Here is a 12,258-nt window from a genome sequence, read left to right on the forward strand (position 1 = left end):
GCCCTGGGGTGTGCATGACCTCGAACGTCGTCGATCCCGCGTCGACGACATCGCCGTCGTGACGTTCAGCGCCCCACCGGTGAACCTGTACTCCCTCGAGCTGCACGACGCGTTCGACACCGCGCTCGACGCGGTCGAGGCCGACCTGCCCCGAGCGGTCCTGGTCCGAGCCGAGGGCAAGCTGGTCTCCGGCGGGGTCGACGTCGCCCAGTTCCACGCCCGGAAGACGCAGGAGGACACCAAGGACCTCTACGACCGGATGCTCGAGCTGCCCGACCGCATCGCGGCGCTCGACGTCCCGACGTTCTTCGCGGCCCACGCGCTGACGCTCACCTGGGCGCTGGAGGTCGCGCTCGCCTGCGACGTCGTGCTTGCCAGCGAGAAGGCGAAGTTCGGCCTCGTGGAGCGGGTCATCGGCCTGACCCCGACGATGGGCGGCACGCAGCGTCTCGCGCAGCGTGCGGGCGTCGGCCGGGCCAAGGAGGTCGTGCTCACGGGCGAGCTGTTCGACGCCGCGACCTTCGAGCGCTGGAACGTGGTCAACCGGGTCCTCCCGGTCGACGGGTTCGACGACGCGGTGCTCGACGTCGTGCGGCAGGTCGCGGTGGGTCCGACGCAGGCCTTCGGCGCGGCCAAGCGGATCCTGCGCGCCTACGAGACCGGCGGCGTGCCCGGGGCGAACGAGGTGACGACGCAGATCGCGTCGGCGCTGTTCGCGACCGAGGACCTGCAGCACGGCATGGAGTCGTTCCTGCAGGACGGCCCCGGTCGGGCCAGCTTCACCGGCCGCTGAGGCTCAGCGGGGCGCGGCGAGGCCGTCGTGCTCGGCGCGCAGCACCCGCGTGGTGCGGCGCTCGGCCCAGAAGCTGACGAACGGGATCGTGGCGAGCAGCATCGTCGTGATCGTGAACGTCGGCGACCAGCGGTGCCGGCTGGCCAGGATCGCGACCAGCACGAGCAGCGCCATGAACAGGAAGCCGTGCACCTGGTCGATGACGAGGAAGACGTCCTGGTGACGGTTCCACCAGGAGCCCTCGTCGGTGAAGATCTTGCCGAAGAACCCGGCGAACACGACGAGCAGGTTCACGCCCACGACCCAGGCGAGCACCCGGTAGGCGACAGCGATGCGACTCACGGGGTCAGGCTATCGACGGGGTGGTCGTCGGCCTGACGCGCCGTCGTGTGTCGCTCCCGCGCCTCCTCGACCTGGTCGCGACACATCCGCCACCACAGCGCGACGGCGAACACCGCGAAGACCCACCACTGCAGCGCGTAGGCGAGGTTCTTGAGCCCGACCGTCCACGACACGTCGGGGTCGGGCGGGTCGACGGGCGCGCCGAAGCCGGGGGTGGGGTCGCCCGATCCGGCGAACGCGGTCCACTCCTGCACGAGCCCGTATCCCGACCACAGCCGGTAGGGCAGCTCGTTGACCAGCGACGGCGTCGTGATCGAGGTCGTGACGCGGTCGGCGTCGAGGGGCAGGCCGCCGCCCTGGCTCGGCTGCAGCACCACGCCGAGGTTGACGTCACCGGACGGCACCGGCGGCAGCGCGCCCGGGGCGTCGCTCGAGCCGCGCACGACGAGGAGGGCGCCGTCGGACCCGTCGACCAGGAACGGCGCCACGAGCCAGGTGCGACCGCTACTGATCTCGCCGCGGACCCACACCTGCTGGTCGGCGGGGGCGAACCGTCCCTGCACCGTGACCCGGCGGTCCTGCAGGTCTGCTGCGAACGGACGTCCGAGACCCCAGACCTGCTCGATCGGCGCCGGCGCGGCGGCGGCCGACTCTCGCACGGCGTCGCCCTGGCGCGACTCGTACGCGCCGAGCTGCCAGAACCCGCCGGCCACGCACAGCGCGACGGCGACGACCGCGAACAGGTGCAGCGGCGTGAGCCGCAGCCACAGTCGCGCCGTCGACGGCGGGCTGGTGGCTGCGGCGGGCTCGGGCACGGTCAGGAGGTGAACGGCGTGAGGTGCGGGTACAGCGGGAACCGCTCGGCGAGGGCGGTGGTGCGCTTGCGCAGGCCCTCGACGTCGAGGTCGCCGGGCGTGAGCGCCTCGGCGATGACGTCGGCAACCTCACGGAACTCCTCGGCGCCGAAGCCGCGGGTGGCCAGCGCGGGCGTGCCGATGCGCAGGCCCGACGTGACCATCGGCGGACGCGGGTCGTTCGGCACCGCGTTGCGGTTGACGGTGATGCCGACCTCGTGGAGGCGGTCCTCGGCCTGCTGGCCGTCGAGCTCGCTGTCGCGCAGGTCGACGAGGACGAGGTGCACGTCGGTGCCGCCGGACAGCACCTGGATGCCGGCCTTGCGGGCGTCGTCGGCGAGCAGACGCTCGGCCAGGATCTGCGCGCCCTCGATGGTGCGCTGCTGACGGTCCTTGAACTCCGGCTCGAGCGCCATCTTGAACGCGACGGCCTTGGCGGCGATGACGTGCTCGAGCGGACCGCCCTGCTGGCCCGGGAAGACCGCGGACTGCAGCTTCTTGACCATCTCGGGGTCGTTGGACAGGATCACACCGCCGCGGGGCCCACCGAGCGTCTTGTGCGTGGTGCTGGACACGACGTGCGCGTGCGGCAGCGGCGACGGGTGCAGGCCGGCGGCCACGAGACCGGCGAAGTGCGCCATGTCGACCCACAGGTAGGCGCCGACCTCGTCGGCGATCGCGCGGAAGGCGGCGAAGTCGAGCTGGCGCGGGTAGGCGGACCAGCCGGCGATGATGACCTTGGGGCTGTGCTCACGGGCGAGCGTGCGCACCTCCTCCATGTCGACCAGGCCGGAGTCGTCGACGTGGTACGGGACCACGTTGTAGAGGCGCCCGGAGAAGTTGATCTTCATGCCGTGCGTCAGGTGCCCGCCGTTGGCGAGGTCCAGACCCATGATCGTGTCGTCCTTGCGCGCGATGGCGTGCAGGACGGCGGCGTTGGCGCTGGCGCCCGAGTGCGGCTGGACGTTCGCGTACTCGGCGTCGAACAGCTGCTTCAACCGGTCGATCGCGATCTGCTCGACCTCGTCGACGACCTCGCAGCCGCCGTAGTAGCGCTTGCCCGGGTAGCCCTCGGCGTACTTGTTGGTGAGGACGCTGCCCTGCGCCTCGAGCGCGGCGACCGGCGCGAAGTTCTCCGACGCGATCATCTCGAGCGTCGTCTGCTGACGGGCGAGCTCGGCGTCGAGGAGACGCGCGACGTCGGGGTCGAACGAGGCGAGCGACTGGTTGTGGTCCATGGGTACCAGGGTAGTCGGCCGTCCCCTCCCCGCGTTCTGTTGGGTTGATGACGGTTTCTGGGCGAGAAGCCGTCGCCAACCCCACGAAACGGGGGGACCGCGGGTGGGGGTCAGGCGTCGCCGGCGAGCCCGTGCTTCTCGGCGAGCACGGCGGCCTGGGTGCGGCGCTGCAGGCCGAGCTTGGAGAGCAGCTGGGAGACGTAGTTCTTGACCGTCTTCTCGGCGAGGTACATCTCGGCGGCGATCTGGCGGTTGGTCATGCCCTGGCCGATGAGCGAGAGGATCTTGCGCTCCTGCGGGGTCAGCTCGGCGAGCGGGTCCTTCGGCGCGGGCGCGTTGCGGATGCGCTCGAGCACCTGCGCCGTGACCGCCGGGTCGAGCAGCGAGCCGCCGGCCGCGACCTGGCGGACGGCCTGGACGAGGTCGTTGCCGCGGATCTGCTTGAGCGCGTAGCCGGCGGCGCCGGCCATGATCGCCGAGAAGAGGGCCTCGTCGTCGTCGAAGGAGGTCAGGATGATGACGTTGACCTCGGGGTGCGCGGCCCGTACGTCGCGGCAGACCTCGATGCCCGAGCCGTCGGGCAGACGCGCGTCGAGGACGGCGACGTCGGGGAGCAGACGGGGGATGGACGACAGCGCGTCGGCGGCCGTGCCGGCCTCGCCGACGACCGTCAGACCCTCCTGCGCCTCCAGGAGGTCGCGGATGCCGCGGCGCACGATCTCGTGGTCGTCGAGCAGGAAGATCCGGATCGGCTCGGACATGACAGGTTCACTACCTTCCGTCGCGGACGTCACGACATCTCCTGGGGGACGCTCCAGCGTATCTGCAGACCGCCGTGCGAGGGCTCGGAGAACTCGCAGGTACCTCCGAGGTTCTGCGCCCGGTGGCGCATGTTGCGCAGGCCGTTGCCGAAGGGCTGCTCGGGGTCGAGACCCAGCCCGTCGTCGGTGACGGTGAGCACGATGCCGTCGGTGACGTCGAGGTCGATCGTCACCTCGCCGGCGTGGGAGTGCCGCACGATGTTCGACAGCATCTCCTTCAGCACGGCGGTGAGCTGTTCGGCGACGATGTCGGGCACGACGCTCTCGACGGGGCCGTGCGTGTCGACGACCGGACGGTAGCCGAGCATCCGCTCCGCCTCGCCGACGATCGCGTCGATCTCGAGGCGCAGGTTGGCGGGCACGGACGGCGAGCTGAGGTCGAAGATCGTGCGCCGGATCTCCTTGATGGTCTGGTCGAGGCCGTCGACGGCGTCGGACAGCCGCTCGCCGACCTGCGGCGTCACCGAGGAGGAGATGCTGTCGAGGGACAGGCCGATCGCGAACAGCCGCTGGATGACGAGGTCGTGCAGGTCGCGACCGATCCGCTCGCGGTCCTCGAGGATGGCGAGCTTCGCCTGCGACTCGCGCGCCCGGACGACCTGCATGACGAGCGCCGCCTGCTGGGTGAAGCCGTACGGCAGCTCGGGGTCGAGGCTCCACGACGACGGCGGCTGCTCGGCGAACCAGCCCATGACGATCACGGCGGTGCCGTCGTCGAAGTGCAGCGGGTGCGCCTGCACGGCCTGCAGGCCCGGGAAGGCCGCCAGCGTCTCGTCGTCGATGCGGGTGTCGTCGAGGACGTCGTCGAGCACGACCGGGGCGTGCGTGCGGACGACCTCGCGCAGGAACGGGATGTCGACGTGGTGCCCGCTCGGGTCGGGCTCGATGCCGGTGGACGCCGCCACGACGAACAGGTGCTCCTCGGTCGGCACGACGAGAGCGGCGGCCCCGGCCTCGGAGACCTCGCAGATGCGGTCGACGATGAGCTGGCTGGTGGCCTGGCGCGAGATGGGCCGCAGGAGCGCGTTGGCCACCTCCGTGGTGGCCCTCAGCCAGCGACGCTGCCGCTCGCTCTCCTCGTAGAGACGCACGTTCTCGATGACGACACCGGCGGCCGCCGCGATGGTGACGGCGACCTCCTGGTCCTCCGCGGTGAAGCCGCCGCCACCGATCTTGTCGGTGAGGTAGAGGTTGCCGAAGACGGTGTCGTGCACCCGGATGGGCACGCCGAGGAACGACGTCATCGCGGGGTGGAGGTTCGGAAAGCCGATGCTCTCGGGGTGGTCGCCGAGGTGCTCGAGCCGGACGGGCTCGGGATGGTCGATCACGAGGCCCAGCAACCCCTTGCCCTCCGGCAGGCGGCCGATGAGGTCCTGGTGCTCCTGGTCCAGTCCGTGCACGGCGAAGGTGCCCATGCGGTGCGACGACGGCGAGTCGAGCACGCCGAGGAAGCCGTAGGTGGCGCCGACCAGCTCGCTCGCGGAGTCGACGATGCGCTGCAGCACGTTGTCGAAGGACAGGTCCTGGGACAGCCCGACCACCGCGTCGAGCAGGTGGCTCTGACGCTCGGCCCCGACTCCGGACTCACGCATGGACGACTCCCTCCCGAGCGAGGATAGGGGCGGGACCGGCTTCGTGGGGCGAGTTGACGAGAACCGGATGGACACGAGAGACACGAGTCACGACGACGCGGACCATGACGCCGGACGTCGCGGTCGTCACCGAAACGCAACCTGTGGAGGGCTTCTCGTCACCGTCGGACGCGGCTAGCGTGCCAGCACACGACGCCCGGGCCCTCGACGGCCCGGTCACACCTGCTCAGGAAGGCAGCGCATGCACATCCATCGGGGGGCGGCCGCCGTGGCTGCCACGACTCTCGCCGGCCTGGCGCTCGCGGCGTGCGGCGCCGGGAACACCGGCGACACGGACGCCGGCATCCTCGTCGGCACCACCGACAAGGTCGTCTCGATCGACCCGGCCGGCTCGTACGACAACGGCTCCACGCAGGTCCAGACGCAGGCCTACCAGTACCTGATGAACTTCCCCGCGGGGAGCACGGACCTGACGCCCGACGCCGCGGAGTCCTGTGACTTCGAGACGCCCACGGAGTACGTCTGCACCGTGAAGGACGGCCTGACGTTCGCGAACGGCAACGAGCTGACCGCGTCCGACGTCGCCTTCTCCTTCCAGCGGATCGTCGACATCAACGACCCCAACGGCCCGGCCTCGCTGCTCGGCGCCATGAAGAAGGTCGAGGCGCGCGACGACTCGACGGTCGTGTTCACGCTCGCCGCGCCGAACGACGTCACGTTCCCGCAGGTGCTCGCGACGTCGGCGGGACCGATCGTCGACGAGGAGACCTACCCGGCCGACAAGGTGCTCGACGACGCCGCGGCCGTGAAGGCGCAGGGCTTCTCCGGCCCGTACACGATCGGCAGCTACAAGAAGAACGAGCTGGCCGAGTTCACGCGCAACAAGGACTACGACGGTGCGTTCGGCACGCCGAAGAACGACGCGGTGACGCTGACCTACTACGCCGACGCCAACAACCTGAAGCTCGACGTCCAGAACGGCAAGATCGACGTCGCGTGGCGCTCGCTGACGCCCACCGACATCGCCAGCCTGGAGAAGGCCGACGGCGTCACCGTCCACCAGGGCGACGGCGGCGAGCTGCGCTACATCGTCTTCAACCTCAAGACCATGCCCGGTGACGACGACGCCCAGAAGACGGCGATCCGCCAGGCCGTCGCGAGCTCGATCGACCGCGACGAGCTGTCCGAGCAGGTCTACAAGGGCACCTACACGCCGGCGTACTCGGCCGTGCCGGAGGGCCAGACGGCCGCGACCGAGGCGTTCAAGGAGCTCTACGGCGAGAAGCCCGACGTCGACAAGGCGAAGGCGTTCCTCGACGAGGCCGGCGTGGCCACCCCGGTCGAGCTGAACCTGCAGTACAACCCCGACCACTACGGCTCGAACTCCGACCAGGAGTACGCGATGGTCAAGCGCCAGCTCGAGGCGACGAAGCTGTTCACGGTCAACCTGCAGTCGACGGAGTGGACGACCTACTCCGAGGAGCGGGTCAAGGACGCCTACCCGATGTACCAGCTCGGCTGGTTCCCGGACTTCCCGGACCCGGACAACTACCTGACGCCGTTCTTCGCGCCGAACAACTTCCTCCAGTCGCACTACGAGGACACGACGACGACGAAGCTGCTCGACACCGAGCGCACCGAGTCCGACGCCTCGGCCCGGGCGAAGACGCTCGGCGAGGTCCAGGAGCGAGTGGCTCAGCAGGTGCCGATCCTGCCGCTGCTGACCGGCTCGCAGGTGGCGGTCTCCGGCGACGACGTCGAGGGCGTGGACGACACGCTCGACGCGTCGTTCAAGTTCCGCTTCGCGTCCCTGTCGAAGGGCTGACGCAGGAGGAGGGGGTGGGTCCGTCGGACCCACCCCCTCTCGCGTGCCCGCCCGTCCGACCTCCCTCCACTCCTGAGGAGCCGCATGTCTTCCGCCGAGGTGCTCGCCGCCGGCGAGCCGCCCACCCCCGTCCCGGCCGCACCGTCGGGCTCGCGTCGGGGCCTGCCACCGCTGGCGCGCTACCTGCTCGTCCGGCTGGCGCTCGTCGTGCCGATGATCTGGGTGCTCGTCACCCTCGTGTTCGTGCTGCTGCGGGTGATCGGCGACCCGATCACGGCGGCGCAGGGCGGGCGCCTGACGCCCGAGCAGATCGCCGAGCGCAAGGCCGAGGCCGGCCTCGACCGCCCGCTCCTCGTGCAGTACTGGGAGTACCTGTCGGGCCTGCTGCACGGTGACTTCGGTCGGTCGCTGACCGACAACCAGCCGATCTCGGAGGTGCTGCGCGTCAACGGCGCGGCGACCCTGGAGCTGTCGTTCTACGCGCTCGTCGTCGCGTTCGCCGTCGGTGTGCCGCTCGGCCGATTGGCGGCGCGCTACCGCGACCGGCTGCCCGACGTGGCCCTGCGGCTGTTCGCGATCGTCGCGTACGCCGCGCCGGTGTTCTTCGTCGGTCTGCTCCTGAAGCTGGCGTTCACGCCGTTCGGCTGGCCGTCGTCGGGACGGGCGTCGACCTCGACGCTCCTGACGCTCGAGCAGGTCCGACCGCGCACCAACATCCTGCTCGTCGACGCGATCCTGTGGGGCGACCCGCGGTACGTGCTGGAGGTGCTGCAGTACGCGCTGCTGCCCGCGCTCGCGCTGGGCCTGCTGACCGGTGGCGTGTTCCTGCGCCTCGTGCGCATCAACCTGCTGCAGACGATGCGGGCCGAGTACGTGACGTCGGCTCGGGCGCGCGGCATGGCCGAGGGTCGCGTGATCCGCAAGGTCGCGTTCCGCAACGCCCTCGTGCCCGTGGTGACAGTGATGGGCATGCAGGTCGCGATGCTGCTGGCGGGTGCGGTGCTGACGGAGACCACCTTCGAGTGGAAGGGCATCGGCTATGCGCTCGCGGAGTACCTGAAGGCCCGCGACTTCCTGGCGGTGCAGGGCATCGTCACGGTGATCGCGCTCGTGGTGTGCGTGGCGAGCTTCCTGATCGACGTGATCGTCGCGCTCGTCGACCCGAGGGTGCGGTTCTGATGGCGCGCGCAGGAGTGCAGCGTCTCGTGCCGGGTGTCGTGCGGCAGAGCCACGGTCTGCAGCGGTTCATGCTGCTGCTGGGCTTCGGCCTGGTGCTGCTGTTCGTCGTCGTCGCCGTGTTCGCACCGTGGATCGCCCCCTACGGCTTCGACGCCGACCGCACCACCGACGGCGTCGTGTTCGGCGCACAGCAGGCACCGTCGTCGGCGCACTGGTTCGGGACGACCGTCGGCGGCACCGACGTGTTCTCGCGGGTCGTGTACGGCACGCGGACGGCGATGATCGTCATCGCCCTGGCCGTGGTGCTCTCGAGCGTCGTGGGCGTGCCGCTCGGGCTCGTGTCGGGCTACCTCGGCGGCTGGCTCGACCGCGTGCTCGTGCTCGTCATGGACGCCCTCTACGCGTTCCCGTCGCTGCTGCTCGCCATCGTCGTCTCGATCGTGCTCTCGGGCGGGTCGAGCGGAGCGTTCGGCGGCATCATGTCGGCGGCGATCTCGATCACCGTGATCTTCGTGCCGCAGTACTTCCGCGTCATCCGCAACGCGACGCTGTCGGTGAAGACCGAGCCGTACGTCGACGCGGCACGCGTCGTAGGAGTGCGGACCCCCCGCATCATGTTCCGGCACGTGTTCAGCAACGTGGCCCAGAACCTGCCGATCATCGGCACGCTCAACGCGTCGGAGGCCATCCTCACGCTGGCGGGTCTGGGCTTCCTCGGGTTCGGCATCGAGCCGTCGGCGGCGGCGGAGTGGGGCTACGACCTGAACAAGGCGCTGCCGGACGCGACGAACGGCATCTGGTGGACCGGCGTCTTCCCCGGCCTGGCGATCGTGCTGGTCGTGCTCGGCGTGACGCTGGTGGGCGAGAGCCTCAACGACGTGCTCAACCCGCTGCTGCGCACGCGCGCGGGCGACGGGACCGAGAGCGAGATCCAGCTCGACGACGACGCCGCAGCGACGGTCGCCGAGGACGTGCCGGCGGACGTGCGCCGTGCGGCGGTGCTGTCGTTGTCGGACCTGTCGGTCTCGTTCAGCACCGACGGCGGGCGGGTGCGTGCCGTGCGGGACCTGTCGTTCGACGTGGCGCCGGGCGAGGTGCTGGCCGTGGTGGGCGAGTCGGGCTCGGGCAAGTCGGTGACGGCTCGCGCCGTCCTCGGGCTGCTGCCCTCGACCGCGACGGTCGAGGGGTCGGCGGTGCTGCGGTCGGGCGAGGGGCGGGGCAGCGGTCCGGGCGATCCGTCCCTGCCAGAGCGCGAGCTCGTGGGGCGGAGCCAGCGGGAGCTGCGCTCGGTCCGTGGCGACGAGGTGTCGATGGTCTTCCAGGAGCCGTCGACGGCGCTCGATCCGGTGCGCACGGTCGGCTGGCAGATCGTGCAGGGCATCCGCGCGCACCGGTCGGTGAGCGGGAAGGAGGCGCGGGCGCGGGCGGTGGAGCTGCTGGAGCTGGTCGGGCTGCCCGACCCGGAGCAGCGGGTCGACTACTACCCGCACCAGCTGTCGGGCGGGCAGAAGCAGCGGGTGGTGATCGCGATGGCGATCGCGTGCGACCCGGACGTGATCGTGGCCGACGAGCCGACGACGGCGCTCGACGTGACGGTGCAGGCGCAGATCCTCGACCTGCTGCTGAGCCTGCGCGACCGGTTGGGGACGGCGATCGTGCTGATCACCCACAACATGGGCGTGGTGGCCGACGTGGCCGATCGGGTGGTGGTGATGTACCGCGGCCGTCTGGTGGAGACGGCGCCGGTGGACCGGCTGTTCGCCGAGCCGCGGCACCCGTACACGCGGGCGCTGCTCGACGCGGTGCCGCACCTTGGCCGCGAGGACGGGCCGGAGCCGGTCGACCTGTCGAACGAGGTGGTGCTCGACGTCGACGACCTCGTCGTGGAGTTCGCCGGTCGGCTCGGCCAGCCGGCGTTCACGGCGGTCGACCACGTGTCGCTGCAGGTGCGTCGCGGCGAGGTGCTCGGCCTGGTCGGGGAGTCGGGGTCGGGCAAGTCGACGATCGGTCGCACGGCGGTCGGGCTGCAGCAGCCGACGAGCGGCACGGTCTCGGTGTCGGGGACGGTCGTGTCGGGACTGTCGGACGCACGGCTGCGGCCGTTGCGCTCGCGCTTCGGGTTCGTCTTCCAGGACCCGGCGTCGTCGTTGAACCCGCGGATGAGCATCGGCGACTGCATCGCCGAGCCGCTGCGGGTGCAGACGGATCTGTCGGCGGCGCAGGTCGACGCGAAGGTGGCGTCGCTGCTGGAGTCGGTGCAGCTACCGGCGTCGTACGCGGCGCGGTTCGGTCACGAGCTGTCCGGTGGTCAGCGCCAGCGGATCAGCCTGGCCCGCGCGATCGCGCTCGACCCGGACCTGCTCATCGCGGACGAGCCGACGTCGGCGCTCGACGTCTCGGTGCAGGCCACGGTGCTCGAGCTGTTCGCCGAGCTGCAGCAGCGGGTCGGGTTCGCGTGCCTGTTCATCAGCCACGACCTGGCCGTCGTCGACTCGCTCGCGAACCGGGTGGCAGTGCTGCAGCACGGTCGGCTGGTGGAGCAGGGGTCGCGCGAGGACGTCCTGCGGCGCCCACAGGAGGCGTACACGCAGCGCCTCATCGCCGCCGTCCCGGTGCCCGACCCGGCCGAGCAGCGTCGCCGGCGCGCCGCCCCCACCGCCTGACGCCGTGGGAGATTCCCAGGTCGACCTGGGAATCTCCCACCCAGGCACGGTTTCCCGTGATTGGCCCGGAGAGCTTTCCGGGCCTATCGAAGATTTCCGTGCATGGCTGACGTGCAAGGAGATTCCCAGGTCGACCTGGGAATCTCTCACCGCACACGGTTTCCTGCGGTTCGCCCGGGGAGCTTTCCGGGCCTAGCGGAGATTCCCGTGCGAACTTCGTCAGCTCGGCGAGACTGGAGGGCATGGACCTCGACGTGCGGGACCGGCTGGGGCGGATGATCTTCGCCCGCGTGGCGGGCGACGAGGGCCCGGCCCGGCGCGAGCGGATCATGTTCGCTCCCGGACCGCGCCGGTTCGGGCCGGACTCGGCGATCGCGACGGTGCACGGCGACGCGTCGATGTTCGTGGGCGGCATCCGGGCGCTGCTGCTGCAGTCGCTGCACCCGCTGGCGATGGCGGCGGTCGACCAGAACTCGGGCTTCCGGGGCGACCCGTGGGGTCGGCTGCAGCGCACGAGCGGGTTCCTCGCCGTGACCACGTTCGGGACCGACGCCGACGCGACGCGCGCCATTCGAGGCGTGCGTGCCGTGCACGAGACGATCACCGGGGTGGCGCCGGACGGCCGCCCCTACCGCGCATCGGACCCGCAGCTGCTGCGGTGGGTGCACGTCGCCGAGGTCGACAGCTTCCTGCGGGCGCACGACCGGTACGGCCGACGTCCGCTGGACACCGCCGGCCGCGACGCGTACGTGGCCGAGGCGGCCGTGGTGGCCCGCGAGCTCGGGGCGAGCGACGTGCCCACGACGGTCGCGGAGCTCGAGGCAGCACTCGCCGCGTTCCGTCCGGAGCTCGCGAGCACGGCGGCGGCACGGCGCACGGCGCTCGCCTCGGCGACGGGCAGGTACGGCAGACGCAACGGCCAGCGCGTCCAGCGCGGCATGAGACCGACGG

At 70.9% G+C, this 12,258-nt stretch carries 10 protein-coding genes; 5 read left to right on the forward strand and 5 right to left on the reverse strand.

The window, feature by feature from the left end; translation table 11 throughout:
* The coding region (locus A6Q79_RS01785) for an enoyl-CoA hydratase/isomerase family protein (protein ID WP_317695734.1) at positions 1 to 793 on the forward strand (793 nt) is incomplete at its 5' end.
* Between the two features lie 3 nt (positions 794 to 796).
* Here the strand turns inward: A6Q79_RS01785 and A6Q79_RS01790 are convergent.
* The 5 genes from A6Q79_RS01790 to A6Q79_RS01810 form a co-directional block, all read right to left on the reverse strand.
* A complete protein-coding gene (locus A6Q79_RS01790; protein WP_067853056.1) occupies positions 797 to 1,135 on the reverse strand; it encodes a DUF3817 domain-containing protein in 339 nt (112 codons plus the stop codon).
* Positions 1,132 to 1,950, reverse strand: coding sequence for an SURF1 family protein (locus tag A6Q79_RS01795; RefSeq protein ID WP_286689557.1), 819 nt, complete (start codon positions 1,948 to 1,950; stop codon positions 1,132 to 1,134). Before A6Q79_RS01795 ends, A6Q79_RS01790 begins: the two co-directional genes overlap by 4 nt.
* 2 nt (positions 1,951 to 1,952) lie before the next feature.
* Positions 1,953 to 3,227 carry a serine hydroxymethyltransferase gene (gene glyA, locus A6Q79_RS01800; protein WP_067853050.1) on the reverse strand — a complete coding sequence of 425 codons (1,275 nt, stop codon included), beginning with the start codon at positions 3,225 to 3,227 and terminating at the stop codon, positions 1,953 to 1,955.
* A 110-nt stretch (positions 3,228 to 3,337) separates the two neighbouring features.
* Positions 3,338 to 3,988 carry a response regulator transcription factor gene (locus tag A6Q79_RS01805; protein ID WP_286689558.1) on the reverse strand — a complete coding sequence of 217 codons (651 nt, stop codon included), beginning with the start codon at positions 3,986 to 3,988 and terminating at the stop codon, positions 3,338 to 3,340.
* 29 nt (positions 3,989 to 4,017) lie between these two features.
* Positions 4,018 to 5,640 (reverse strand): GAF domain-containing protein, encoded by a 1,623-nt coding sequence (locus A6Q79_RS01810; RefSeq protein ID WP_286689559.1) that lies wholly within the window; start codon positions 5,638 to 5,640, stop codon positions 4,018 to 4,020.
* A gap of 268 nt (positions 5,641 to 5,908) precedes the next feature.
* Between A6Q79_RS01810 and A6Q79_RS01815 the strand changes: the two genes are divergently transcribed.
* The 4 genes from A6Q79_RS01815 to A6Q79_RS01830 form a co-directional block, all read left to right on the forward strand.
* On the forward strand, positions 5,909 to 7,465 hold the full coding sequence (locus tag A6Q79_RS01815) for an ABC transporter substrate-binding protein (RefSeq protein ID WP_286689560.1): 1,557 nt from the start codon (positions 5,909 to 5,911) through the stop codon (positions 7,463 to 7,465).
* Between the two features lie 84 nt (positions 7,466 to 7,549).
* Positions 7,550 to 8,644: an ABC transporter permease gene (locus A6Q79_RS01820; protein ID WP_286689561.1), complete on the forward strand. Its 1,095-nt coding sequence runs from the start codon at positions 7,550 to 7,552 to the stop codon at positions 8,642 to 8,644.
* On the forward strand, positions 8,644 to 11,307 hold the full coding sequence (locus tag A6Q79_RS01825; protein ID WP_286689562.1) for a dipeptide ABC transporter ATP-binding protein: 2,664 nt from the start codon (positions 8,644 to 8,646) through the stop codon (positions 11,305 to 11,307). The genes A6Q79_RS01820 and A6Q79_RS01825 overlap by 1 nt, the downstream gene beginning before the upstream one ends.
* Before the next feature lie 242 nt (positions 11,308 to 11,549).
* Positions 11,550 to 12,258 (forward strand): oxygenase MpaB family protein (locus A6Q79_RS01830; protein ID WP_317695755.1); only part of this gene is annotated, 709 nt, incomplete at its 3' end.

This window comes from Aeromicrobium sp. REDSEA-S32_B7 (genome assembly GCF_001626145.1).
GTDB classification, from domain to species: domain Bacteria; phylum Actinomycetota; class Actinomycetes; order Propionibacteriales; family Nocardioidaceae; genus Aeromicrobium; species Aeromicrobium erythreum.

Coding starts and splice junctions, on each gene's coding strand:
- glyA (WP_067853050.1), bottom strand. CDS start 3,227: ATGGACCACAACCAGTCGCTCGCCTCGTTCGACCCCGACGTCGCGCGT.
- A6Q79_RS01805 (WP_286689558.1), bottom strand. CDS start 3,988: ATGTCCGAGCCGATCCGGATCTTCCTGCTCGACGACCACGAGATCGTG.
- A6Q79_RS01810 (WP_286689559.1), bottom strand. CDS start 5,640: ATGCGTGAGTCCGGAGTCGGGGCCGAGCGTCAGAGCCACCTGCTCGAC.
- A6Q79_RS01820 (WP_286689561.1), top strand. CDS start 7,550: ATGTCTTCCGCCGAGGTGCTCGCCGCCGGCGAGCCGCCCACCCCCGTC.
- A6Q79_RS01825 (WP_286689562.1), top strand. CDS start 8,644: ATGGCGCGCGCAGGAGTGCAGCGTCTCGTGCCGGGTGTCGTGCGGCAG.